The sequence below is a fragment of the Streptomyces cirratus genome (assembly GCF_014650775.1).
Taxonomy (GTDB): Bacteria; Actinomycetota; Actinomycetes; order Streptomycetales; family Streptomycetaceae; genus Streptomyces; species Streptomyces cirratus.
This window is the reverse complement of record NZ_BMVP01000006.1, coordinates 180,065-203,951: the sequence shown is the minus strand read 5'-3', so window position 1 is coordinate 203,951 and position 23,887 is coordinate 180,065. Positions and strand designations below refer to the sequence as shown.

Annotated in this window: 21 protein-coding genes and 1 tRNA gene; 13 read left to right on the top strand and 9 right to left on the bottom strand. The window is 72.1% G+C overall.

The window, feature by feature from the left end:
• Positions 1–272 precede the first annotated feature (272 nt).
• From IE207_RS18305 to IE207_RS18295, 3 genes are all read left to right on the top strand, one after another.
• Positions 273–1,220: a hypothetical protein gene (locus tag IE207_RS18305; RefSeq protein WP_190185300.1), complete on the top strand. Its 948-nt coding sequence runs from the start codon at positions 273–275 to the stop codon at positions 1,218–1,220.
• Positions 1,221–1,294: 74 nt separating this feature from the next.
• Positions 1,295–2,839 carry an APC family permease gene (locus IE207_RS18300; RefSeq protein ID WP_190185299.1) on the top strand — a complete coding sequence of 515 codons (1,545 nt, stop codon included), beginning with the start codon at positions 1,295–1,297 and terminating at the stop codon, positions 2,837–2,839.
• A gap of 217 nt (positions 2,840–3,056) precedes the next feature.
• Entirely contained in the window at positions 3,057–4,496 is a 1,440-nt protein-coding gene (locus tag IE207_RS18295) for an amino acid permease (RefSeq protein WP_190185298.1), read from the top strand.
• A gap of 119 nt (positions 4,497–4,615) precedes the next feature.
• On the opposite strand, the gene IE207_RS18290 is transcribed toward IE207_RS18295, so the two are convergent.
• A tRNA-Leu gene (locus IE207_RS18290) sits at positions 4,616–4,703 on the bottom strand.
• 188 nt (positions 4,704–4,891) lie between these two features.
• On the opposite strand from IE207_RS18290, the gene IE207_RS18285 reads away from it, so the two are divergent.
• The 3 genes from IE207_RS18285 (at position 4,892) to IE207_RS33985 (ending at position 7,575) form a co-directional block, all read left to right on the top strand.
• A complete protein-coding gene (locus IE207_RS18285) occupies positions 4,892–6,217 on the top strand; it encodes a M20/M25/M40 family metallo-hydrolase (RefSeq protein ID WP_190185297.1) in 1,326 nt (441 codons plus the stop codon).
• 137 nt (positions 6,218–6,354) lie between these two features.
• Positions 6,355–6,588: a chaplin ChpH gene (chpH, locus tag IE207_RS18280; protein WP_136215000.1), complete on the top strand. Its 234-nt coding sequence runs from the start codon at positions 6,355–6,357 to the stop codon at positions 6,586–6,588.
• Positions 6,589–6,741: 153 nt separating this feature from the next.
• Entirely contained in the window at positions 6,742–7,575 is an 834-nt protein-coding gene (locus IE207_RS33985) for a chaplin (protein ID WP_229873800.1), read from the top strand.
• Between the two features lie 58 nt (positions 7,576–7,633).
• On the opposite strand, the gene IE207_RS18270 is transcribed toward IE207_RS33985, so the two are convergent.
• Positions 7,634–7,822 (bottom strand): DUF5703 family protein, encoded by a 189-nt coding sequence (locus IE207_RS18270; RefSeq protein ID WP_190185296.1) that lies wholly within the window; start codon positions 7,820–7,822, stop codon positions 7,634–7,636.
• 47 nt (positions 7,823–7,869) lie between these two features.
• Between IE207_RS18270 and IE207_RS18265 the strand changes: the two genes are divergently transcribed.
• On the top strand, positions 7,870–8,532 hold the full coding sequence (locus IE207_RS18265; RefSeq protein ID WP_190185295.1) for a hypothetical protein: 663 nt from the start codon (positions 7,870–7,872) through the stop codon (positions 8,530–8,532).
• A gap of 69 nt (positions 8,533–8,601) precedes the next feature.
• Here the strand turns inward: IE207_RS18265 and IE207_RS18260 are convergent, their stop codons facing one another.
• Both IE207_RS18260 and IE207_RS18255 read right to left on the bottom strand, forming a co-directional pair.
• Positions 8,602–10,866 carry a helix-hairpin-helix domain-containing protein gene (locus IE207_RS18260; protein ID WP_190185294.1) on the bottom strand — a complete coding sequence of 755 codons (2,265 nt, stop codon included), beginning with the start codon at positions 10,864–10,866 and terminating at the stop codon, positions 8,602–8,604.
• Positions 10,863–11,855 carry an aldo/keto reductase gene (locus tag IE207_RS18255; protein WP_190185293.1) on the bottom strand — a complete coding sequence of 331 codons (993 nt, stop codon included), beginning with the start codon at positions 11,853–11,855 and terminating at the stop codon, positions 10,863–10,865. Before IE207_RS18255 ends, IE207_RS18260 begins: the two co-directional genes overlap by 4 nt.
• A gap of 100 nt (positions 11,856–11,955) precedes the next feature.
• Here IE207_RS18255 and IE207_RS18250 point away from each other — a divergent pair, with 100 nt between their 5' ends.
• Together IE207_RS18250 and IE207_RS18245 are read left to right on the top strand one after the other, a co-directional pair.
• A complete protein-coding gene (locus IE207_RS18250) occupies positions 11,956–13,005 on the top strand; it encodes an LLM class F420-dependent oxidoreductase (RefSeq protein ID WP_190185292.1) in 1,050 nt (349 codons plus the stop codon).
• Positions 13,006–13,199: 194 nt separating this feature from the next.
• Complete coding sequence (locus IE207_RS18245) at positions 13,200–13,988, top strand: ferritin family protein (RefSeq protein WP_190185291.1); 789 nt, start codon at positions 13,200–13,202, stop codon at positions 13,986–13,988.
• 5 nt (positions 13,989–13,993) lie between these two features.
• Here IE207_RS18245 and corA read toward each other — a convergent pair whose 3' ends face one another.
• On the bottom strand, positions 13,994–14,995 hold the full coding sequence (corA, locus tag IE207_RS18240; protein WP_190185414.1) for a magnesium/cobalt transporter CorA: 1,002 nt from the start codon (positions 14,993–14,995) through the stop codon (positions 13,994–13,996).
• Between the two features lie 53 nt (positions 14,996–15,048).
• Here corA and IE207_RS18235 point away from each other — a divergent pair, with 53 nt between their 5' ends.
• From IE207_RS18235 to mshC, 4 genes are all read left to right on the top strand, one after another.
• On the top strand, positions 15,049–15,738 hold the full coding sequence (locus IE207_RS18235) for a histidine phosphatase family protein (RefSeq protein WP_190185290.1): 690 nt from the start codon (positions 15,049–15,051) through the stop codon (positions 15,736–15,738).
• An 83-nt stretch (positions 15,739–15,821) separates the two neighbouring features.
• A complete protein-coding gene (locus IE207_RS18230; RefSeq protein WP_190185289.1) occupies positions 15,822–16,412 on the top strand; it encodes a DUF3090 domain-containing protein in 591 nt (196 codons plus the stop codon).
• Entirely contained in the window at positions 16,376–17,212 is an 837-nt protein-coding gene (locus tag IE207_RS18225) for an SCO1664 family protein (RefSeq protein ID WP_190185288.1), read from the top strand. Before IE207_RS18230 ends, IE207_RS18225 begins: the two co-directional genes overlap by 37 nt.
• Before the next feature lie 120 nt (positions 17,213–17,332).
• Positions 17,333–18,562, top strand: a complete 1,230-nt coding sequence (mshC, locus tag IE207_RS18220; RefSeq protein WP_190185287.1) for a cysteine--1-D-myo-inosityl 2-amino-2-deoxy-alpha-D-glucopyranoside ligase — start codon at positions 17,333–17,335, stop codon at positions 18,560–18,562.
• Positions 18,563–18,645: 83 nt separating this feature from the next.
• Here mshC and IE207_RS18215 read toward each other — a convergent pair whose 3' ends face one another.
• The 4 genes from IE207_RS18215 to IE207_RS18200 all read right to left on the bottom strand — a co-directional run bounded on the left by IE207_RS18215 (position 18,646) and on the right by IE207_RS18200 (position 23,787).
• Entirely contained in the window at positions 18,646–19,629 is a 984-nt protein-coding gene (locus IE207_RS18215) for a PAC2 family protein (protein WP_190185286.1), read from the bottom strand.
• Positions 19,630–19,756: 127 nt separating this feature from the next.
• Positions 19,757–21,364, bottom strand: coding sequence for a glycerol-3-phosphate dehydrogenase/oxidase (locus IE207_RS18210; protein ID WP_190185285.1), 1,608 nt, complete (start codon positions 21,362–21,364; stop codon positions 19,757–19,759).
• Between the two features lie 39 nt (positions 21,365–21,403).
• Positions 21,404–22,930, bottom strand: coding sequence for a glycerol kinase GlpK (glpK, locus tag IE207_RS18205; protein ID WP_190185284.1), 1,527 nt, complete (start codon positions 22,928–22,930; stop codon positions 21,404–21,406).
• A 74-nt stretch (positions 22,931–23,004) separates the two neighbouring features.
• Positions 23,005–23,787: an MIP/aquaporin family protein gene (locus IE207_RS18200; RefSeq protein ID WP_190185283.1), complete on the bottom strand. Its 783-nt coding sequence runs from the start codon at positions 23,785–23,787 to the stop codon at positions 23,005–23,007.
• Between the last annotated feature and the right edge of the window lie 100 nt (positions 23,788–23,887).

Sequence of the window (23,887 nt, the reverse complement as noted above, 5' to 3'; positions counted from 1 at the left end):
TGGTGTGGCCAAACCGGCACAACAGCCTCAACTCCCCCCTTCGGTGGAGCAGTTGAAACCCGCCACGCGCCGGTCTGGACCTTGACGCGGACCTGTGCTCACCGGTTTGCTGTGCGTGATCATCCGGTCCTCGACCGGCGTGATCCAGCCGCAATACCCGTACCACTCGCACCACCAGCCCCACCGGCACAACCGAGTACCACCCGCACCGTCCCCGCGCGTGCTGCCCGCACGCCGTCCGCCCGCGTCCGTGTCCAGGAGGGAACCCGCGGATGTCGCCCCCTCCGCCGCCCCTCGGCCGCGCCCGCAAGCGGGACGCCCAGCTCTTCGACCCCGCCCTCTGCGACGCGGAACTCGTCGACGTCCGCGCCCAGTTCACCCAGGGCCGGTGGTCCAAGGCCCGCTCCCTCCTCGTCGGCACCGGCGACGACTGGGACCGCCGCGGCCACCGCGTCGTCGTCCTCGCCCAGACCCCGGCCGCCACCGCCTGGGCCCGGGAATGGCTGCTCGCCGAACCCGCGAGCGCCGACGCCGCCACCCTCCTCGCCTGCGCCGCCGTGTTCACCGCACTGCGCCGCAAGGGCACGCCCGAGGCCGCCGACGAGGCATGCCGCCGGGCCGCCGCACTGCTCCCCGCCGACCCCACCCCCTGGCTCGGCCTGCTCATGCTCTCGCGCGCCTTCGGCACCGAGGAGGAGTTCAGCCGCCACTTCGACCAGGTACGGGCCCGCCACCGCGAGCACCACCACGCCCACCACCTCATGGTCGCCAAGCTGGCCGAACGCAACCCGGCCGTCGGATACGACCCGCTCCACGAGGTCTACGACTTCGCCGCCTGGGCCGCCGAGGAGTCCCCGGCCGACTCACCGCTCGCCGTACTCCCCGTCATCGCCCACGCCGAGCGCTACCGCGTCCTCGCCGCCGTCCACGGCCGCAGCCCCGACGCGGCCGCCGCCCACTGGTCCGGCCGCCGGGCCCGCCAAGTGCTGCGCTCCGCCTTCGACTGGTGGCTCGAATGGGAGCGCGAGGACCACCCCCGCAACCGGGTCGACCTCAACTTCCTCGCCCACGCCAAGCTCTGCGAAGGCCGCCCGGCCGAGGCCGCCGCCCTCTTCCACCGCATCGGCAGCCACGCCACCCGCGCCCCCTGGTCCTACCCCGACCTCGACCCGCACAAGGCGTTCCTCGCCGCGCGCAGCGCCGCGCTCGGCACCGCCTGACGCACCCGCTCCGCACACGCCGCCCGACCGCACCGCACCGCGCCCCCGCCCTTCCCCCGAAAGGACACCCCGCCATGCCGACGGGCAGATCCACCACGCTCACCGACCCGGCCGAGATACGGACCTACAAGGGCCAGGACCGGGCCCTGCGCGCCGACCGGCTCGGCACCGCCGGCCTGCTGCTCTCCGTGCTCGCCGCCAGCGCGCCCCTGATGGTCGTGGCCGGCGTCATGCCCACCATCTTCGGCGTCATGGGCATCGTCGGCCAGCCCCTGCTGTACGTCGTCCTCGGCGCCGTCCTCGCCCTGTTCAGCGTCGGCTACGCCGAGATGAGCCGCCACGTCCACAACGCCGGCGCCTTCTACGCCTACATCGCCCGGGGCCTGGGACCCACCGCCGGCTCGGCGGCCTCCTTCGTCGCCCTCGTCGCCTACAGCGCCATGCAGGTCGGCGTGTACGGCATCCTCGGCTTCGAGATCTCCGGGCTCTTCGCCACCTACCTCGACGTCGAACTCGCCTGGTGGATCCCGGCCCTGATCGCGGTCGCGGCGACCGGCGCACTCGGCTGGCTCAAGATCGACCTCAACGCCAAGGTGCTCGGGGTCCTGCTGCTGATCGAATGCGCCCTCGTCGTCGTCTTCGACCTCGCCGCCCTCGGCAAGCCCGGCGCCGAAGGCCTCTCGCTGCACGCCTTCGACCCCTCGACGCTCGGCGGAGCCGGCCTCGGCACCGCCCTGTGCTTCTGCATCGCCGCCTTCGTCGGCTTCGAGCAGTCGCCGGTCTACGCCGAGGAGACCAGCAAGCCGCACATCGTGGTCTCCCGCGTCATGTTCCTCGCCGTCGGCTTCGTCGCCCTCTTCTTCGCCCTCAGCGCCTGGGCCCTGACCGTCGCCACCGGACCCGGCGCGGTGGTCAAGACCGCCGCCGAAGCCGGTCCCGGCCTGCTCTTCCAGCTCACCGAGAGCCGCCTGGGCACCGCCTTCACCGACGTGCTGCACGTCCTCTTCGTCACCGGCATGTTCGCGGCCATGCTCAGCTTCCACAACGTGGTGGCCCGCTACGCCTTCGCCATGGGCCGCGAGGGCCTCCTCCCGGCCCCCTTCGGCCGCACCAACGCCGGCACCGGAGCCCCCGCCACCGGCTCGCTCCTGCAGACCGGCATCGCCGCCGTCGTCGTCATCGCCTTCGCCGTGACCGACGACATGCCGGCCGGCGACCCCACGGCGCCCGTCCTGCACCTGTTCACCTGGATGGGCAGCGTCGGCGCCCTCGGCGTGACGCTTCTCATGGCCGCCGCCTCCTTCGCCGTGATCGCCTTCTTCGTCCGCCGGGGCACCGCCGCCGCCCAGGTCTGGCGGCTCGTCGCGGCCGGCGCCGCAGGCCTCGCGCTGCTGTTCATCGCCGTCTACACCGTCAAGGACTTCGCCGTCCTGGTCGGCGCGGACGAGGGCTCCGCGCTCAGCTGGGTCCTGCCCGCCATCATCGCCGTCGCCGCCCTCGCAGGCCTCGTACACGGCCTGGTGCTGCGCTCCCGCAGCCCCGAGGCACACGCCCGGATCGGCCTGGGCAACGAGGCGTTCCGCCTCGACCAGGCGGCCGAATCCGCCCCGCGCGGCTGACCCCGTCACCCCTGCTTCGAAGCCTCGGCGAAGCCCCCGGCGCCCTTTCCATGGTCGCCGGGGGCTTCGGTGCACATGACGCGTTTTTGGCGGGCAGCGGAGCCTCATGGTCTCCTGGGGCCACAACCCTCCGGACCGCGGCACAGGTGAGACCACCCAGCTCCCCTGCGTGGCGGCCGGGACCTGCCTGTCCCACCCACGAAGGCGAAGTCATCACATGAGTGACAGCACCTTGGCCAAGGCCCCCAGTCCGCCGTCTTCCCCGCACGTCGACGCCGGCGACGAGGGCTACAGCAAGGACCTCAAGTCCCGCCACATCAACATGATCGCCATCGGCGGGGCGATAGGCACCGGCCTGTTCCTCGGCGCCGGAGGCCGCCTCGCCGGCGCCGGGCCCTCCCTCGCGATCGCCTACGCCGTGTGCGGGATCTTCGCCTTCTTCGTGGTACGGGCCCTCGGCGAGCTCGTCCTCTACCGCCCGTCCTCCGGCGCCTTCGTCAGCTACGCGCGCGAGTTCATGGGGGAGAAGGGCGCCTATGCGGCCGGCTGGCTGTACTTCCTGAACTGGTCGACCACCACCGTCGCCGACATCACCGCCGCCGCGACCTACGCCCACTTCTGGGCGATGTTCACCGACGTCCCCCAGTGGGTCCTCGCCTTCATCGCCCTCGCCGTCGTCCTCACCGCGAACCTGATCTCGGTGAAGTACTTCGGCGAGATGGAGTTCTGGTTCTCCCTGGTCAAGGTCGCCGCCCTGGTCGTCTTCCTGGCCGTCGGCATCTACCTCGTCGCCACCAGCCACCCCATCGACGGCCACACCCCGGGCCTCTCCTCGATCACCGACAACGGTGGGATCTTCCCCGTCGGCATGGTCCCGATGCTGCTGGTCATCCAGGGCGTGGTGTTCGCGTACGCCTCCGTCGAACTGTGCGGCGTCGCCGCCGGCGAGACCGAGAACCCCGAGAAGATCATGCCGAAGGCGATCAACTCGATCATGTGGCGCGTCGGTCTGTTCTACGTCGGCTCGGTCGTCCTGCTCGCGCTGCTGCTCCCGTACACCTCGTACTCGTCCGACCAGAGCCCGTTCGTCACCGTCTTCGACAAGCTGGGCATCCCCGGCGCCGCCGGCGTGATGAACCTGGTCGTCCTGACCGCTGCGCTCTCCAGCCTGAACTCCGGCCTCTACTCCACCGGCCGCATCCTGCGCTCGATGGCCATGTCCGGCTCGGCGCCCAAGTTCACCGGCGTGATGAACAAGGGCAAGGTCCCCTACGGCGGCGTCCTGTTCACCGCGGCCTTCGGCGTCGCCGGTGTCGCCCTGAACGCCTACATGCCGAAGGACGCCTTCGAGATCGTCCTGAACTTCGCCTCCCTCGGCATCCTCGGCACCTGGGCGATGGTCATGCTCTGCTCGCTGCACTTCTGGCGCCGGGCGAAGCAGGGCCGCGTGGAACGCCCCTCCTACCGGCTGCCCTGGGCCCCGTACACGCAGATCGTCACGCTGGCGTTCCTGCTCACCGTGCTGGTCCTGATGTGGTGCGACGGCGGAGTGGGCCGCACCACGGTCCTCTTCGTCCCGGCCATCGCCGCGGCCCTCGTCGGCGGCTGGTTCCTCGTCCGCGGCCGCGTCGCCGCCATCGCGGCCGCCCGCGACTGACAGCCCCACCCGCTACGACGAAGGACCCCGCCCCGGCGGGGTCCTTCGTCGTAGCGGCACCGAACCTGCGCCACCCGCCGCAAACGCAGAAAACCCCACATGAAGTGGGGTTCTCTCGCTGGTGTCCGAGGGGGGACTTGAACCCCCACGCCCGATAAAGGGCACTAGCACCTCAAGCTAGCGCGTCTGCCATTCCGCCACCCGGACAAGGTGTCTGTCTCGCGTCCCTCGCGGGCCGTTCCGACGTGGAAAACATTACCAAACATTCCGGGGTCCCCGATCACACCCCCGTCCACCCGTGGGGTCCGGCCGGGTGACCGGGGTCCGCCCTTGGGGAGAGCGCCGCGGAGCGGGAGGATGGGGCAGCAGCCGGTACTGATCAGTGGGAGGAACACGTGAGCGAGTCGAGCGCGGGCAGGACCGTCTCCGGTGAGGACGAGGTCGTAGACCTCTGCCGGGACCTCATCCGGATCGACACCAGCAACTACGGGGACCACTCGGGCCCCGGCGAGCGAAAGGCGGCCGAGTGGGTCGCGGAGAAGCTGGCCGAGGTCGGGCTGGAGCCGCAGATCTTCGAGTCGCACAAGGGACGGGCCTCCACGGTCGCGCGCATCGAGGGTGAGGACCCCTCGCGGCCGGCGCTGCTGATCCACGGGCACACCGACGTGGTCCCCGCCAACGCCGCCGACTGGACGTACGACCCCTTCGCCGGCGAGATCGCCGACGGGTGCCTGTGGGGGCGCGGCGCGGTCGACATGAAGGACATGGACGCGATGACGCTGGCCGTCGTACGCGACCGCATGCGCAGCGGCCGCAAGCCCCCGCGCGACATCGTCCTCGCCTTCCTCGCCGACGAGGAGGCGGGCGGCGTCTACGGTGCCCGGCACCTCGTGGACAAGCACCCCGGCCTCTTCGAGGGCGTCACCGAGGCGATCGGCGAGGTCGGCGGCTTCTCGTTCACCGTCAACGAGAACCTGCGTCTCTACCTGGTGGAGACCGCCCAGAAGGGCATGCACTGGATGCGGCTCACCGTGGAGGGCACCGCCGGCCACGGTTCCATGACCAACAACGACAACGCGATCACCGAGCTGTGCGAGGCCGTGGGACGGCTCGGACGCCACCAGTGGCCGGTGCGCGTGACCAAGACCGTACGGTCGTTCCTCGACGAACTCTCGGACGCCCTCGGAACCCCGCTCGACCCCGACAACATGGACGCCACGCTCGCCAAGCTCGGCGGCATCGCCAAGATGGTCGGCGCGACGCTGCGCAACTCGGCCGCCCCGACGATGCTGGGCGCCGGCTACAAGGTCAACGTGATCCCCGGCCAGGCCACCGCGCACGTCGACGGCCGCTTCCTGCCGGGCTACGAGGACGAGTTCTTCGCCGACCTCGACCGGATCCTCGGCCCGCGCGTGAAGCGGGAGGACGTGCACGCCGACAAGGCCCTGGAAACGGACTTCGACGGAAAGCTCGTCGACGCCATGCAGAGCGCCCTCAAGGCGGAGGACCCGATCGCGCGCGCCGTCCCGTACATGCTCTCGGGCGGCACGGACGCCAAGTCCTTCGACGACCTGGGCATTCGGTGCTTCGGCTTCGCCCCGCTCCAGCTGCCGCCCGAACTGGACTTCGCCGGCATGTTCCACGGAGTGGACGAGCGGGTCCCGGTGGACGGGCTGAAGTTCGGTGTTCGCGTACTGGACCGATTCATCGACAACGCCTAACGCCGGGGAATCGGGAAAGTGTGCGGATTCCACTGAGAAGAGTGAATGCGCTCATACGCTCGTAGCCCTGGTGATCCCTCCTCGTTACAGGTGGTGCGGTCCGCGGCTGGGACCGCACTTGCCTACTAGGAGGAACAATGCTCAAGAAGGTTGTCGCCGCTGCGGCTGCCACCGGTGGTCTGGTTCTCGCGGGTGCGGGCATGGCCGCCGCCGACGCGGGCGCCCAGGGTGCGGCCATCGGCTCCCCCGGCGTCCTGTCGGGCAACGTCGTTCAGGTCCCGATCCACATCCCGGTCAACGTCTGCGGCAACACCGTCAACGTGATCGGCCTGCTGAACCCGGCCTTCGGCAACACCTGCGTCAACGCCTGACGCGTCTGAAGTCCTTGGCCCCGGAGCGCATTCCAGCGCTCCGGGGCTGCCGGGCTTTCGGGCCCGCATCTCTTTTCTATTCGGCGTCGCAGGCGGGGGAGCGTGTACGGCCTGTACGCCGACCGAACGTACACAGCATGGGGACGAGTACAGATGCGACGACCCGTAGTACAGGTCACCAGGAAGACCCTGATCACCATGGCGGCCGCCGGCGGAGCGCTGGCGCTCGGCGGCGGTTACGCGCATGCGGACGCCGGGGCGGTCGGACACGCGGTGAACTCGCCGGGCGTGCTGTCCGGCAACAACGTGCAGGCGCCGGTGGACGTGCCGGTGAACGCCTGCGGCAACACGGTCACCGTGATCGGAGGCCTGAACCCGGCCTTCGGCAACCGCTGCGTCAACGCGGGCGGCCCCGCGAAGCCGGACCACCCTGGGCACCCGGGCAACCCCGGAACCCCTGGGCACCCGGGCAACCCCGGAACCCCGGGACACCCGGGCAACCCCGGACACCCGGGCAACCCCGACGAGCCGTGCGATGACGACCACCCGGGCCACCCGGGCCACCCGGGCCACCCTGGCAATCCGGGCACGCCCGGTAACCCCGGTACGCCGGGCAACCCTGGTAACCCCGGCAATCCGGGGACGCCAGGCAATCCGGGGACTCCGGGTAACCCGGGCACGCCCGGCAACCCTGGAACTCCGGGCAACCCCGGTACGCCGGGGAACCCCGGCAACCCCGGTACGCCCGGCAACCCCGGTAACCCGGGGACTCCCGGTAACCCGGGCACGCCCGGTCACCCCGGCACTCCGGGCCGGCCCGGTACCCCCGCAGCTCCCGGCCAGGGGGACCACGCAACGCCCGGCCAGGGCAACGGCAACCTCGCCGCCACCGGCTCCGGGGACGTGCTGACGGCCGGACTCCCGCTCGCGGGCGGCCTGCTGCTCGCCGGCAGCGTGCTCTACCGCCGCGCCCGCAACGCCGCCTGACGGACGCAAGCGGACACACGGCCACACCCGACGCGGGCTCCCCCCAGGGGGGCCCGCGTCACCAAGTGGCGCGGACCTGACGGATGATCCGGCGGCGCAACCGCACGCGGCGACTGCCGTCCCGGAGCAGCGTCAGCCGGTCGAGCTCCCAGTGCCCGTACTCGGCGTGGTCGGTCAACATGCGGGTCGTCTCCTGGCGCGGCACCCCACGGGGCACGTACAGGTCGACAAATTCGTATTCCGGCATCGCATCTATTGTGCGGGCAGAGGCCTCCTACGGATAGCGTCTGCACTATGTCTGATGCCGCTCTGCCCACTGTTGCCGAGGTACGCGCCGCCGCCGAGGCGGTCAAGGCCGCGCTCGACCGTCACCTCGCCGCGGTCGAGAGCAGGATCGGGGACGACGACCCGGCCGTCTACGCCGCGTTCAACGAGCTCGCCGCCGCCGCCGACGAGTACGACGAACTGCTCTACGACCGCTACGACGAGGTCACCCCCTTCGAGATCCCCACCCCCGAGGACGGTGTGCCGTACACCGGCCCCGCCGAGCCCGCCGCGTTCAGCGTGCTCATCCGCCGCGACTACGCCGTGGTCGAACCACAGCGCCTGATCGCCCAGGCCGATCGCGTCGCCGCGCACGACCCGGACGCCGAGCCCGTCGAGGACGGCGGAACCGCCGGGGCGCTGGGCGTCCTCTTCGGGGAGTACGAGCCCGACGAGATCCACTCCCGCTACCGCGAGTTCGGCCTGGAGGAGGGCGACTCCACGCTGTGGATCGCCGCCACGGAAGAGGTCTCGGAACCGGGCGAGTGGCTCGACTCGCCCTTCGAGCACGCCGACGCGCAGAACGTGCTGCACCGGTTCGACGTGAGTTCCGTCTTCGACGAGGAGCCGGACGACTTCGAGGACGACGACGTGCCGGACGGCGCCACGGCTGCGGGCCTCACCCCGGCCTGACCACCGCACGACGGTGCGGGCCCCCGCCCCGGACCGGGACGGGGGCCCCGCACCTCGCCGCTGCCGTCGTTACCGGGGCTGTTCCGCGGCGGCTGCCGCGAGGGCCCGCAGCAGGTCCGCCAGCCGGGTCGTACGCGGCTTGGCCGGTACCTCGGCCACCGCGCGCGCCAGCGCCTGGTCGACGCCGTGCACCACCGACAGGTGCCGCTCGGCGCGCCCGAACGCGGTGTACACCCAGTCCCGGGACAGCGCGTCCGCCGCGTCCCCGGGCAGCACCACGACCACCGCCGGCCAGCGCGCGCCCACGGCCTGGTGCCCGGTCACGGCCCAGCCGTGCCGCACCGCCGACTCCACCCGCTCCTTCGGTACGACGATCCGCGCGCCCGCCGCCTCCAGGTGCAGCCCCTGCGCGTCGGCCGACACCACCCGGGCCGGCCGGGCCCGCCCCGGCGCGGGCACGTACACCACCTTGTCGCCGGGGTCGAAGCCGCCGAACCGGCCCGGGCCGGGGTTCAGCCGCTCCTTGAGGGCCGCGTTCAGCGCCCGGGTCCCCGCCGAACCGCCGTGGCCCGGGGTGATCACCTGCACGTCGTCCGCCGGGATCCCGAAGGCGCGCGGTACCGACTCGGCCACCAGCTGGACCGTGCGGTGGACGGCCTCGCCCGCGTCCCGCACTGGGACGATGACGACCTCCTTGCCGGGGGCGTCGACCTGGTTGAGCTCACCGACGCCGATGCCCGACACCAGCTCGCCCAGCGGCCCCGGATCCGGGATCCGGGAGACGACCTGGGGGCAGGTCCGGGCCGCCAGCACATCGGCGAACACCCGCCCGGGCCCCGCGGAACCGAGTACGGCGGGGTCCCCGGACAGCACCAGACGGGCCCCGTCGGGCACCGACTCGACCAGCGCGGCCGCGCTCTCCACGTCCAGCTGGGGCGCGTCCAGGACGATGAGCAGGTCCAGCGCGAACTGCCCGTCGGCGTCCCGCCCGGGCCCCTCCGTCCCGTCGAGCAGGCCCGCCACGGTGACGGCGCCCTCCGCGGGGGTGTGCGCGGCCAGGCCGGCCCGCAGGCCGAGCCGCCGCGCTGCTGCCAGCAGGGCCGCCGGTTCGCCGCGGGCGGCCTCGCCGCCGGTGTGGGTGACCAGGCCGTGTCCGGAGACGGCCCGGATCAGGTCGGCGCCCGGGCCGCCCCCGGCGGCCTCCTCCCAGTCCGCGGGGCCGGCGAACGTGCTGGCCAGGCGGGCCAGGCCGTCGGCGAGGCTCTCCTCGGCCAGCGCGTAGCCCTCCAGCCCCACCAGGACCGTGCCGGGCCGCTCGTCCTGCTCGTCTTCCGCGGCCTGTGCGGACCGGGCCGGCTCCGCAGACTCCGCGTCGGCCGACGGTTCGTGGAACACCAGCACGGCGCCTTCGCCGATGGCCTGTTCGAGCGCCCCGGCCGGGTCCGGCACGCCGTACTGGGCCAGCGCCTTCTCCAGGACCGGCGCCTCCAGGGCGGTGTGCCCCTTGAGCGCGGCCTGGGCCAGCAGCCAGGCCACCAGGGCGCCGCCCCGGCGCTCGTCCCCCGGCCCCGCCCCGTTGCCCAGCAGGGCGCGGGCGAACCCGTCTGCCTGGGCGGGGCGCACCCCGGCCACCGCCAGCAGCCGCCACGGGTTCTCCTCGAGCTGTCCGGCGGCGCCTTCCCCGAGCGCGGTGGCGGCCGCCCCGGCGAGCGCCTCCGGTGCTCCGCCCCGGGCCAGCACGGCCCGTACGCCCTCGACGTCGCCGGCCGCCGCGACCGGCGCGGTGGGGCGGGGCGACGGGGGAGTGGGGGCGGCGGCCCTGCGCGGCGCGGCCGGAGCGTCGTCGAAGTACGCGGCCGGGGGCTTGGCCCCGCTCTCCACCGCCCGTACGGCGGCCAGCAGGTCGGCGGCCGTGCCGCTGAGGCCGGCGCCCGCCTCGACCGGTGCCTGCCGCTCCGCCTTGCGCCGGGCGATCCGCTCCCGCTCGATCTTCTGCGCGGCCAGCTCCGCCTGCGCCTCGCTGAGCCCGGGCTTGGCGCCCTCCGCGGCCGTACCGTCCGCGCCTGCCGTTGCCGCGGCACCCCCGTCCGAGCCCTCCGACGTCCCGGGTGCGCCTTCGGCCCCGTCCGCGCTCCCCTCCGGGTCCTGAGCGGATTCCGGTTCGGCGGCCTGCCCGGGACCCGGACCGGCTTCGTCGGGCGAGACGTCCGAGCGCCCTGCCGCGGATTCCTCCCCGGCCGGTCGCGGGGCACGCGCGTCCCGGGCCGCCTCGGCCTCGGGGCCGGGGGCGTCCGGTTCGTCCGCGGCGTCGGTGGCGGCGGGGTCGGTACTCACAGCGTGCTCCAGTCCTGATCGGGGTAGCGGTGCACGGGCGCCGACACGTCGTCCAGCGCCCGGCAGATCTCCTCCGGAAGACTAAGGGCCTCCACCGACAGCGCCGCCACGAGCTGCGCCGGCGTACGCGCGCCGACGATCGGCGCGACCACCCCCGGCCGGTCCCGCACCCATGCCAGCGCCACCTGGAGCGGGGTGACCGCCAGCCCGTGCGCGGCCGTCGCGACCGCGTCCACGATCCGGCCCGACGCCTCGTCCAGGTACGGGTCCACGAAGGCGGCGAGGGTCTGCGACGCAGCCCGCGAGTCCGTCGGGGTGCCCGCCCGGTACTTCCCCGTCAGCACGCCGCGCCCGAGGGGGGAGGAGGGCAGCAGGCCCACGCCGAGGTCCAGCGCGGCCGGCAGCACCTCCCGCTCGACGCCCCGCTGGAGCAGCGAGTACTCCATCTGCGTGGAGGCGAGCCGGGTTCGCGCACCGGGGGCGGCGAGCTGCCAGGTCGCCGCTTTGGCCAGCTGCCAGCCGCTGAACCCCGCCACGCCCGCATACCTGGCCCGGCCGCTGGTGACGGCCAGGTCCAGCGCCTGGAGGGTCTCCTCCAGCGGCGTGGCCGGGTCGAAGGCGTGTACCTGCCACAGGTCGACGTAATCGGTGTCCAGCCGGGCCAGGGAGTCGTCCAGCGCCGCGAGGAGGTGCCCGCGCGAACCGTCGCACCGCCGGTCCGGATCCCGCACGGAGCCCGATTTGGTGGCGATCACCAGCTCCCGGCGCGGCACCAGCTTGCCGACCAGCTGCCCGAGGAGGTACTCCGCCTCCCCGCCCCCGTACACGTCGGCGGTGTCGACGAGCGTGCCGCCCGCCTCCCAGAAGGCCTTCAACTGCTCTGCGGCGCCCGCCTCGTCCGGTCCCTCCGCGGACCGGCCCCAGGTGAGGGTGCCGAGGCCGATCCGGGACACGCGCAGGCCGGTGCGGCCGAGATGCCTCTGCTCCATGAGCGCTGAGACTACTGGGGCACTGCCGCCGACGACCGGGGCGCGCTACAGTCCCCGCAGACCTACGTTACTGATCGGTAAACCGGTAAGGGGACGACTCATGCGGCTCGGCATCAATCTCGGTTACTGGGGTGCGGGCATGGACGGCGACAACCTCGCCGTCGCCCAGGAGGCCGACCGCCTCGGCTACGACGTCTGCTGGGCCGCCGAGGCCTACGGATCCGACGCCGCCACGGTGCTGGCCTGGGTCGCGGCCCAGACGGAGCGGATCGACGTCGGCTCGGCGATCTTCCAGATCCCGGCCCGCCAGCCCGCCATGACCGCCATGACCGCCGCCACCCTCGACTCCCTGACCAAGGGCCGCTTCCGGCTCGGCCTCGGCGTCTCCGGACCGCAGGTCTCCGAGGGCTGGTACGGCGTGAAGTTCGACAAGCCGCTCGCCCGGACCCGTGAATACGTGGAGATCGTCCGCAAGGCCATGAGCCGTGAGCGCCTCTCCTACGACGGGCAGCACTGGACGCTCCCGCTGCCCGGTGGCCCCGGCAAGCCGATCAAGCTGACCGTCCACCCCGAGCGCGAGCACATCCCGCTCTACATCGCCGCCATCGGACCGAAGAACCTGGAGCAGACCGGCGAGATCGCCGACGGCGCACTGCTGATCTTCCCCGCCGCCGAGCACCTGGAGGAGACCGCGCTGCGCCACATCCGCGCGGGCCGGGAGAAGGCGGGGCTGACGATGGACGGCTTCGACGTCTGCCCCACCGTCCCCCTCGCCGTCGGCGACGACGTGAACGCCCTCGCCGATACCTTCCGTCCTTACACCGCCCTGTACGTCGGCGGTATGGGCAGCCCGAAGCAGAACTTCTACAACCAGCTCGCGCAGCGCATGGGCTACGAGAAGGAAGCCGCCGAGATCCAGGAGAAGTACCTGGGCGGCGACAAGGCGGGCGCCGCCGCGGCCGTCCCGCACTCGCTGATCGACTCGACCACCCTGCTCGGCTCGGTGGAGCGGATCGCGGACGGCATGCGCGCCTACGCCGAGGCCGGGGTCACCACCCTGACGCTCGCCCCGGCCGGGTTCACCCGCGACGAGCGGCTCACCGCCCTGCGCGCCGGCGTCCAGGCCCTGGAACACGCCGGCCTCGCCTAGCCCTGAAGACCTGGCGAACGCCCCGCGGCCGTGGTGGGGGCTCGGGGGTCTTCCCCGCCACGGCCGACACAGCCAACAACGCGCGCGGTGGCCCCGGGGTTACGCCCCGGGGCCACCGCCTTCGCTTCGTTCATTCGGCCGAGTGCCGCCACGCATCGGTTGCCCGCCCGCCGCATCCGTCTTTGACTCGGAACATGCTCTCTGCCCGCAGCCTGTTCCGGGAGATCGTCGAGAACGACGACTCCTTCCAGCTGTTCTGTTCCATCGCCGCCAGCGGGGAATCCCAGGGCGGCTGGGAGAACGGCCGGATCTCCGCCCTCGTGCCCGACGGCATGCGCCACCTCGCGCCCAAGATCGCCCGGCACGGCGCGGACGAGGACAAGCACGGGCGCATCTTCCAGGGCCTGCTGCGCAAGCGCGGCCTGCCCGCCGTCCCGGTGCCGCCCGAGACGGACTACACGATGCTGCTGGAACGCCGGGGCATCGGCCTCCCGCACGAGAAGCTCGGCCGCGACGAGCCGCTGACCGAGGAGGACATCGTCGTCTACCTCGCGCACAGCCGCGTCACCGAACAGCGCGCCGCCGACCAGATGGCCATGCTGGTCAAGCACTTCGGGGACCACCCCGAGGTCGGCAGGGCCATCCGCATGATCAGCAACGACGAGGACAACCACCTCGCCTACTGCCACGAGGAACTCCTGGCCCTCGCCCGCGCCGGCCACGGCCGCACCATCCAGCGCGTGCTGCGCGAGAGCGCCCTCGCCGAGATCGGCACCTACCGGGACGTGAGCCTTGCCGTCATGGGCCACATGGGCAGGCTGCTGCGGTGGCCCGTGCCCAAGGCGGCCGCCCTCGCCGCCGGGATCCGCGGGGTGTACGCCTACGAGCGGTTCAGCGGCTGGCACCGCATGGTGGGCCTGCGCATGCCCCAGCGGCGCGACGCGCTGGGCGCCGTGCCGTCCGGAGCGCCGGACTACGCCTGACGGGCCTACAGCCAGCCGCGGCCCTTGAACAGCCGGTGCAGACCCACGCAGGCGACCGCCATGACCACGAGGACCGCCGGGTACCCCCAGCTCTGCCTGAGTTCCGGCATGTGCTCGAAGTTCATCCCGTAGATCCCCGCCACCATCGTCGGGACGGCCGCCATCGCCGCCCAGGCGGAAATCTTGCGCATGTCGTCGTTCTGCCGGACGCCCATCTGGGCCAGGTGCGCCGACAGCGCGTCCGACAGCAGCCGGTCCAGCCCCTCGATGTACTCGTTCGCCCTCGTCAGGTGGTCGGCGACGTCGCGGAAGAACGGCTGGGAGCGCTCGTGCACGAACGGCACCTGCCCGAAGGCGAGCCGGTCCATCGGCTGGAGCAGCGGGCTCGTGGCCCGGCGGAACTCCAGCACCTGCCGCTTGAAACCGTAGATCCGCGCGGCCGTGCTCTTCGTGTTCCTGCTGTCCGTGGCGTTCGGGGCGAAAACCTCGGCCTCCAGTTCCTCCAGGTCCACCTGGAGCTCCGCCGCGACCTCGATGTAGTGGTCCACCACCGCGTCCGACACCGCGTACAGCACCGCCGTCGGCCCGTGCCGCAGGACGTCCGGATCCTGCTCCAGGCGCTGGCGCACGGCGGTCAGCGCGGCGCCCTCGCCGTGCCGGACCGTGACCACGAAGGAGTCGCCGATGAAGACCATCAGCTCGCCCGTCGTCACCGTGTCGGTGTCGTCGTCGTACATGACCGGCTTGAGGACGACGAACAGCGAATCGTCGTAGACCTCCAGCTTCGGACGCTGGTGTGCGGTCAGCGCGTCTTCCACCGCCAGCTTGTGGAGCCCGAACTCCTGACTGACGTGTTCGAATTCCGTTTCCGTGGGCTCGTGCATGCCCACCCAGAGGAAGGCGTCACCCGTCGCCCGCGCCTCGGCGAGGGCCTCCGAGAAATCCTCGGGTGCCTCGGAGCGGTGGCCGTCCCGGTACATCGCGCAGTCGACTATCACGCCGCGTATTCTCCCCCGTCCCGGCTCCCCCGCCCGCACGCCGCCGCCATTAGGGTGGCCCCATGGCCACGCTGATCCTCGTACGGCACGGGCGGTCCACCGCCAACACCGCGGGTTTGCTCGCCGGGTGGACCCCGGGAGTGAACCTTGACGAACGCGGCGCCGAACAGGCCGCCGCACTGCCCGCCCGCCTCGACGGTGTACCGCTCGCCGCCGTCGTCAGCAGCCCGCTGCAACGCTGCCAGGAGACGCTCGCCCCCCTGCTGGCGGCCCGCCCGGGGCTGAAGGTGCACACCGACGAGCGGATCGGCGAATGCCACTACGGCGACTGGTCCGGCCGCAAACTCTCCGAACTCGCCGACGAACCCCTGATGAAGATCGTCCAGCAGCACCCCTCCGCCGCCGCCTTCCCCGGCGGCGAGAGCATGCGGGCGATGCAGGCCCGCGCCGTGGACGCCGTACGGGAGTGGAACGCGAGGATCGAGGAGGAGCACGGCGCCGACGCCGTCTACCTCATGTGCTCGCACGGCGACATCATCAAGTCCCTTGTCGCGGACGCCCTCGGCATGCACCTCGACCTCTTCCAGCGGATCCACGTCGACCCCTGCTCCGTCACCGCCATCCGCTACACCCCGACCCGCCCGTTCCTGTTCCGCCTCGGCGACACCGGGGACTTCGCCGCCCTCGTGCCGCGCAAATCGCCCGAAGACGGCGGGGACGCCGTCGTGGGCGGCGGCGCGGGCGCGGCCTGATCGAACGGCGCAGTAGGGTGGACGGGCCAACACAGGCAGCCCGCCCACGCCCCGCCCCTGCCACCGACACTTGGAGACTGGACGTGCCCCGTCAGGTGTTCCTCTACGACCCGCCGGACCGCTTCGTGGCCGGCACGGTCGGTCTGCCTGGACGCCGAACGTTCTTCCTCCAGGCCTCCTCCGGGACCCGCGTCACCAGCGTCTCCCTGGAGAAGACCCAGGTCGCCGCGCTCGCCGAGCGGATGGACGAACTGCTGGACGAGGTCGTACGGCGCACCGGCGGCAACGCCCCCGTACCGGCCGTCGCCTCGACCGAGGCCGCCGATACCGCCCCCCTCGACGTACCCGTCGAGGAGGAGTTCCGCGTCGGCACGATGGCCCTGGCCTGGGACGGCGAGGAGCAGCGGATGATCGTCGAGGCGCAGGCGCTCGTGGAAATGGACGCAGATTCCGACGAGGACCTCGCCGAGGCGGAGGAGCGCCTGCTCCAGGACGAGGAGAACGGCCCGCCGATGCTGCGCGTGCGCCTCTCCGGCGTCCAGGCCCGCGCCTTCGCCAAGCGCGCCCTGGACGTGGTCAACGCCGGCCGTCCGCCGTGCCCGCTGTGCAGCCTGCCGCTCGACCCCGAAGGGCACGTGTGTCCCCGCCAGAACGGCTACCGGCGCCAGGCGTGAGCGCCGTGAACCCGACCGAGGAACTGCTCGCCAGAGGTGAGCTCACCGTCCGGGGCCGTATCGCCGAGGCCTCCAATGCCGTGCTGCTGTGCACGGTGACGTACGAGGGCGTCAGCGCCGAATGCGTCTACAAGCCCGTCAAGGGCGAGCGGCCGCTGTGGGACTTTCCCGACGGCAGCCTCGCCCAGCGCGAGCGCGCCGCCTACCTGGTCTCCGAGGCCACCGGGTGGGGTCTGGTACCGGAGACGGTGCTGCGCGAAGGCCCGTACGGCGAAGGCATGGTCCAGCGGTGGATCGACGCCGGCGACGCGCCCGGGCCGGAACTGCTGGCGCTCGTCGAGGGCGAGGAGGCCGGGGAGGGCTGGAAGCCGGTCGCCCTCGCGGAAGTGGGGGAGGGGCGCACCGCGCTGCTCGTGCACGCCGACGACCCGAGGCTGCGCCGCCTCGCCGTCCTGGACGCCGTGATCAACAACGCCGACCGCAAGGGCGGTCACCTGCTGCCCGCCCCCGACGGCCGGCTCTACGGCATCGACCACGGGGTGACCTTCCACGCCGACGACAAGCTGCGCACCCTGCTGTGGGGCTGGGCGGGCGAGCCCCTCACGGACGAGGCCCGCACCGTACTGGTCTCCCTCGCCTCCCAGCTGGCCGATGCGGGCCCCCTCGCCGCCCGGCTGGCGGAACTGATCACCGCCGCCGAGCTGGCGGCCGTACGGGCCCGTGTGGCCCTCCTGCTGCGCGAGGGAACGCATCCCCGCCCCTCGGGGCAGTGGCCCGCCATCCCCTGGCCGCCGGTCTGACCTCCTCCGGCGCGTCGCGTGCCTCCAGGCACAGAACCGGCCAGACCGCAAGGGTGGCGATCAAGCCAACAGTGCTGGTCCGGTTCGATGACGGAACATCCGTCCGGTTAGTCTCGAAGCATGCATGCCTGGCCCGCTTCTGAGGTCCCCGCCCTGCCCGGCAAGGGCCGCGACCTCCAGATCCACGACACCGCGACCCAGGGGACGATCACCCTCGCCCCCGGTCCCGTCGCCCGTATCTACGTCTGCGGCATCACGCCGTACGACGCCACCCACATCGGTCACGCGGCCACCTACAACGCGTTCGACCTGGTGCAGCGCGTGTGGCTCGACACCAAGCGGCAGGTCCACTACGTCCAGAACGTCACGGACGTCGACGATCCGCTGCTGGAGCGGGCGCAGCGCGACGGCCATGACTGGACCGAGCTCGCCGAACGCGAGACGGCCCTCTTCCGCGAGGACATGACCGCCCTGCGGATCCTGCCGCCGCGGCAGTACATCGGCGCCGTCGAGGCCATACCGGGCATCGTGCCGCTCGTCGAGCGGCTGCGGGACGCGGGCGCCGCGTACGAGCTCGACGGCGACGTCTACTTCTCGGTGGAGTCCGATCCGCACTTCGGCGGCGTCTCCCACCTCGACGCCGAGGCCATGCGGCTGCTCTCCGCGGAGCGCGGCGGCGACCCCGAGCGCCCGGGGAAGAAGAACCCGCTGGACCCGATGCTGTGGATGGCCGCGCGGCCGGGCGAGCCGAGCTGGGACGGCGGCTCCCTGGGCCGAGGCCGGCCGGGCTGGCACATCGAGTGCGTGGCCATCGCCCTGGACCACCTGGGCATGGGCTTCGACATCCAGGGCGGCGGCTCGGACCTGGCCTTCCCGCACCACGAGATGGGCGCCTCGCACGCCCAGGCGCTGACGGGCGAGTTCCCGATGGCCAAGGCGTACGTGCACGCGGGCATGGTCGCGCTGAACGGTCAGAAGATGTCGAAGTCCAAGGGCAACCTGGTCTTCGTCTCCGCGCTGCGCCGGGCGGGCGTCGACCCCGCCGCGATCCGGCTCGCGCTGCTGTCCCACCACTACCGCGCCGACTGGGAGTGGACCGACGCCGTGCTGGAGGAGGCGGTGGCCCGCCTGGAGCGCTGGCGCGCGGCCGTGTCCCGCCCGGACGGTATCCCGGCGGACGCCCTGGTCGAGGAGGTCCGCGAGGCCCTCGCGAACGACCTGGACGCCCCCGCCGCGCTGGCGGCCGTGGACCGCTGGGCGCAGGCCCAGAACGCCTCGGACGGCGCCGACGAATCGGCCCCGGGCCTGGTCTCCCGCACGGTCGACGCGCTGCTGGGCGTGGCGCTCTGACGGCGCGGCGCTCTGACCGCGTGGCGCCCTGACCGAACGCGAACGCCGACGGGGCCGGATCCGATGATCCGGCCCCGTCGGCGTTACGCCTCCGGGGGCGCGTCGTCGCCCGGAGCCGCCGTCGGGGGCTCCTCCGGCGGCTCCGGGTCGGGCCTCAGCCGCGGCTTCGTACGGCCGCTGGACGTGTCCCGCAGGTACGACCCGTCGCCGGGTTCCGCGGTCGCGGAAGGGTCCCGCCGCCGCAGGTACCGCTCGAACTCGCGGGCGATCGCGTCCCCCGACGCCTCGGGGAGGTCCGCGGTGTCCCGCGCCTCCTCCAGCGTCTGCACGTACTCCGCCACCTCGCTGTCCTCGGCAGCCAGTTGGTCCACGCCGAGCTGCCACGCCCGCGCGTCCTCCGGCAGTTCGCCCAGCGGGATGCGGATGTCGAGAAGGTCCTCCAGCCGGTTCAGCAGTGCCAGCGTCGCCTTCGGGTTCGGCGGCTGCGACACGTAGTGCGGCACCGCCGCCCACAGCGACACCGCCGGGACGCCCGCGTGCGTACAGGCCTCCTGGAGGACGCCCACGATCCCCGTCGGGCCCTCGTACTTCGTCTCCTCCAGGTCCATCGTCCGTGCCAGGTCGGCGTCCGAGGTCACCCCGCTGACCGGGACCGGCCGGGTGTGCGGGGTGTCCCCCAGGAGCGCGCCCAGGATGACCACCATCTCCACGCCCAGCTCGTGCGCGAAGGCGAGGATCTCGTTGCAGAACGAACGCCAGCGCATCGAGGGTTCGATCCCGCGCACCAGCACCAGGTCGCGCGGCTTGGCACCGCCGATCCGGACCACCGAAAGCCGGGTCGTCGGCCAGGTGATCTTGCGCACCCCGTTCTCCAGCCACACCGTCGGCCGGTTGACCTGGAAGTCGTAGTAGTCCTCGGCGTCCAGAGCCGCGAAGACCTCGCCCTTCCACTCCCGGTCCAGGTGCGTGACAGCACCGGAGGCGGCGTCACCCGCGTCGTTCCAGCCCTCGAACGCGGCCACCATGACCGGGTCGATCAGCTCGGGCACGCCCTCAAGCTCGATCACCCAGGTCTCCTTCCGAAGTTCCCTTGTGTACGTGGGCCAGCCTAAGCCTTGAGGGGACACCAGCCACAGCCCACGACGGAGGGGCGGTTCCCCTCGGAACCGCCCCTCTTCCCCACCGCCGTGACGGCTACGGCTTGCGGCCCAGCATCTCCTCGACGCGGCTGCGGACCTCGGCGCTGTCCAGGCCGCGGACGGTCACCGTCGTACGGCGGCGCAGCACGTCGTCGACCGTCTCGGCCCACTCGTTGTCACGGGCGTACGCGACCTGTGCCCAGATCTCCGGCCCGTCGGGGTGGATGCGCTCGGCCAGCGCCGGGTCCTCGTTCGCCAGACGGGCGATGTCGAAGGCCAGCGAGCCGTAGTGCGAGGCCAGGTGCCGGGCGGTCAGCGGGTCCATCCGCGTGCCGGGCTCCCGGTCCACGAGCAGCCGGTGCGCGACCGCGTTGGGGTTGGCGACACCGGGCAGCGGGACGCGGCGCACCAGCGACTTCACCGGCTCCATGTCCTCGGTCAGCGGGCTGCCGGGCAGCTTCGCCAGCTTGTCCATCACCACGCGGCCGATGTGGCGGTACGTGGTCCACTTGCCGCCGGCCACCGACAGCATGCCGCCGGCGCCCTCGGAGACCACCGTCTCGCGCTTGGCCTTCTCGACGCCGCCGGGTCCGCCGGGCAGCACCCGAAGGCCCGCGAAGGCGTACGTCATCAGCGAGCGGTCCAGGTCCGCGTCCTTCACCGAGAAGGCCGCCTCGTCGAGGATCTGGCTGATGTCGGACTCGGTGGCGCGCACGTCCGCGGGGTCGCCCTCGTAGGCCTCGTCGGTCGTGCCGAGCAGGAGCTGGTCCTCCCACGGAAGGGCGAAGGTGATGCGGTACTTGTCGATCGGGGTGGCCATGGCGGCCTTCCACGGCGACTTGCGCTTCATCACGATGTGCGCGCCCTTGGACAGGCGGATCGACGGCATCGCGTGCTTGTCTTCCATGCGCCGCAGGTGGTCCACCCACGGGCCGGTGGCGTTGAGCACGACGCGTGCGTCGACCCCGAACTCGGTGCCGTCCAGGCGGTCCTTGAGCTCGGCGCCGCTGACCCGGCCGCGCGTCATGCGCAGGCCCGTGACCTCGGCGTGGTTCAGGACGACCGCGCCCGACTCGACGGCCGCGCGGACCGTCATCACGGCGACGCGGGAGTCGTTCATCTGGTGGTCGTAGTAGACCGCGACGGCCTTGAGGTTGTCGGTCTTGAGACCGGGGTTGTCGGCGACGGCGCGGGCCGGCGATATCACCTTGCCGATGCCGTCACCGAAGGCCGACAGGGCCGAGTACGCGAAGACGCCCGCGCCCAGCTTCGCGGCGCCGACCGGGCCGCCCTTGTAGACCGGCAGGTAGAAGGTGAGCGGGTTGACCAGGTGCGGGGCCACGTCCTTGGCCAGTACCCGGCGCTCGTGGTGGTTCTCCGCGACCAGCTTGACCGCGCCGGTCTGCAGGTAGCGCAGACCGCCGTGGACCAGCTTGGAGGAGGCCGAGGAGGTGGCGCCGGCGAAGTCGCCGGCGTCCACCATGGCAACCCGCAGACCCGACTGCGCGGCGTGCCAGGCCACGGACGTGCCCAGGATTCCACCGCCGATGACCAGCAGGTCGTACGTGGCCTTCGCCAGCTGCTCACGGGTCTCGGCGCGGCTCGCGTTGGAGCCGGCGGTCGGGTGCGAACCCAGTGCGGGAACGCTCTGCAGGGTGCTCATATCTCTTAGCTCCTCGTCGATTGACTCAGCTGAATGCGGTCAGCTGGCGTCTTCGTCGTCGATCCAGCCCATGGACCGCTCGACGGCCTTGAGCCAGTTCTTGTACTCGCGGTCCCGCTGCTCGGCGGGCATCCGCGGGGTCCACTCCGCCGCACGGCGCCAGTTGGCGCGCAGGGCGTCGGTGTCGGGCCAGAAGCCGACGGCCAGGCCGGCGGCGTAGGCGGCGCCGAGGCAGGTGGTCTCGGCGACCATCGGGCGCACCACGGGGGCGTCCAGGAAGTCCGAGAGGGTCTGCATCAGCAGGTTGTTGGAGGTCATGCCGCCGTCGACCTTGAGGGCGGCGAGCTCGACGCCCGAGTCCTTGGTCATGGCGTCGGTGATCTCGCGGGTCTGCCAGGCGGTGGCCTCCAGCACGGCACGGGCGATGTGCGCCTTGGTGACGTACCGGGTGAGGCCGGCGATCACACCGCGGGCGTCGGAGCGCCAGTACGGGGCGAACAGGCCGGAGAAGGCGGGCACGAAGTAGGCGCCGCCGTTGTCCTCGACGGAGGAGGCCAGCGTCTCGATCTCGGCGGCCGACTTGATCAGGCCCATCTGGTCGCGCATCCACTGGACGAGCGAGCCGGTGACGGCGATGGAGCCTTCGAGGGCGTAGACCGGCTTGTCCTCGCCGATCTGGTAGCCGACGGTGGTCAGCAGGCCGCTGTACGAGTTGATGATCTTGTCACCGGTGTTCATCAGCATGAACGTGCCGGTGCCGTACGTGGACTTCGCCTCGCCCTCGGAGAAGCAGGTCTGGCCGAAGAGGGCGGCCTGCTGGTCACCGAGCGCCGAGGCGACCGGCACGCCGGCGAGCACGCCTTCCTTGACGTGGCCGTAGACCTCGGCGGAGGAGCGGATCTCGGGGAGGACGTTGAGGGGGACCTCCATGGACTCCGCGATGCGCTCGTCCCACTCCAGCGTGTGGAGGTTCATCAGCATGGTGCGCGAGGCGTTCGTGACGTCGGTGACGTGCACGCCGCCCTGGGCCCCGCCGGTCAGGTTCCAGATGACCCAGGAGTCCATGGTGCCGAAGAGGATGTCGCCGGCCTCGGCGCGCTCGCGCAGGCCCTCGACGTTGTCGAGCAGCCAGCGGACCTTGGGACCGGCGAAGTACGAGGCGAGCGGAAGGCCCGTCTCGCGGCGGAAGCGGTCCTGGCCGACGTTGCGGCCGAGCTCCTTGCACAGGACGTCGGTGCGGGTGTCCTGCCAGACCAACGCGTTGTGCACCGGCTCGCCGGTGTTCTTGTCCCACAGGAGCGTGGTCTCGCGCTGGTTGGTGATGCCGACGGCCTTGACGTCGGCGGCCGTGATCTCCGCCTTGGCGATGGCGCCGGCGACGACCTCCTGGACGTTGGCCCAGATCTCGGCGGCGTCGTGCTCGACCCAGCCCGGCTTCGGGAAGATCTGCTCGTGCTCCTTCTGGTCGACGGCGACGATGCGGCCGTCGCGGTCGAAGACGATGCAGCGGGAGGAGGTGGTGCCCTGGTCGATCGCGGCGATGAAGGGGCCGGTGCTGCTGGTCATGGTGGCTGCTCCTGGCGGCTCTGGTTGGCGGAATCAGGGGGCGGTGCGGATCTTGCGATACGTGCCGATGCTGATCAGACGAACGCGATGTTGTACAGACCACCGGCGACGGCGGCACCGACGAGCGGGCCGACGACCGGGATCCAGGAGTATCCCCAGTCCGAGCCGCCCTTGTTGGGCAGCGGCAGCAGGGCGTGCACGATGCGGGGACCGAGGTCGCGCACCGGGTTGATGGCGTAGCCGGTCGGGCCGCCGAGGGAGAGGCCGATGCCGACGACCACGAAGGAGGTGATCAGGACGCCGATGACGCCGAGGCCCTTGCCGTCGTCCTGGAGGCCCTGGGTCAAGATGGCCAGGACCAGGACGGCGGTGCCGATGATCTCGGTGATCAGGTTCTGGACGACGTTGCGGATCTCGGGGCCGGTGGAGAAGATCCCCAGCACCGGGCCGGCCACGTCGTGCGGGTGCGGGTCCTCGGGGCCGAGCTTGGCGTCACGGATGTGCTCCGGGTCCGCCAGGTGCGCCCGGAACTGTCCGTAGTAGGTGGCCCACATCAGGACCGCGCCGAGCATGGCGCCGAGCAGCTGGCCGGCGAGGTAGACCGGCACGTCGCCCCACTCGCCGGTCTTGACGGCTATGCCGAGGGTGACCGCCGGGTTGAGGTGCGCGCCGGACAGGGGCGCGGACACGTACGCGGCGATCAGGACGGCGAAACCCCAGCCGAAGGTGATCGCGAGCCATCCCGCGTTGCGGGCCTTGGAGCTCTTGAGCGTGACGGCGGCGCAGACGCCACCGCCGAGCAGCGTGAGCAGGGCGGTACCGATGGTCTCGCCGATGAAGATGTCGGAGCTGGACACCCGCGACTCCTTTGTCTTACGTCCAGGGGGTGGGCGGACCACCGGGTCCCTCCGGTGGCCCACCGCACTCGGTGAGTGCTGCACCGGTCCTTGGCCTCGC

Coding starts and splice junctions, on each gene's coding strand:
- IE207_RS18295 (WP_190185298.1), top strand. CDS start 3,057: ATGAGTGACAGCACCTTGGCCAAGGCCCCCAGTCCGCCGTCTTCCCCG.
- IE207_RS33985 (WP_229873800.1), top strand. CDS start 6,742: ATGCGACGACCCGTAGTACAGGTCACCAGGAAGACCCTGATCACCATG.
- glpK (WP_190185284.1), bottom strand. CDS start 22,930: ATGACCAGCAGCACCGGCCCCTTCATCGCCGCGATCGACCAGGGCACC.
- chpH (WP_136215000.1), top strand. CDS start 6,355: ATGCTCAAGAAGGTTGTCGCCGCTGCGGCTGCCACCGGTGGTCTGGTT.
- IE207_RS18265 (WP_190185295.1), top strand. CDS start 7,870: ATGTCTGATGCCGCTCTGCCCACTGTTGCCGAGGTACGCGCCGCCGCC.
- IE207_RS18245 (WP_190185291.1), top strand. CDS start 13,200: ATGCTCTCTGCCCGCAGCCTGTTCCGGGAGATCGTCGAGAACGACGAC.
- IE207_RS18250 (WP_190185292.1), top strand. CDS start 11,956: ATGCGGCTCGGCATCAATCTCGGTTACTGGGGTGCGGGCATGGACGGC.
- IE207_RS18305 (WP_190185300.1), top strand. CDS start 273: ATGTCGCCCCCTCCGCCGCCCCTCGGCCGCGCCCGCAAGCGGGACGCC.
- IE207_RS18235 (WP_190185290.1), top strand. CDS start 15,049: ATGGCCACGCTGATCCTCGTACGGCACGGGCGGTCCACCGCCAACACC.
- IE207_RS18210 (WP_190185285.1), bottom strand. CDS start 21,364: ATGAGCACCCTGCAGAGCGTTCCCGCACTGGGTTCGCACCCGACCGCC.
- IE207_RS18255 (WP_190185293.1), bottom strand. CDS start 11,855: ATGGAGCAGAGGCATCTCGGCCGCACCGGCCTGCGCGTGTCCCGGATC.
- IE207_RS18300 (WP_190185299.1), top strand. CDS start 1,295: ATGCCGACGGGCAGATCCACCACGCTCACCGACCCGGCCGAGATACGG.
- mshC (WP_190185287.1), top strand. CDS start 17,333: ATGCATGCCTGGCCCGCTTCTGAGGTCCCCGCCCTGCCCGGCAAGGGC.
- IE207_RS18270 (WP_190185296.1), bottom strand. CDS start 7,822: ATGCCGGAATACGAATTTGTCGACCTGTACGTGCCCCGTGGGGTGCCG.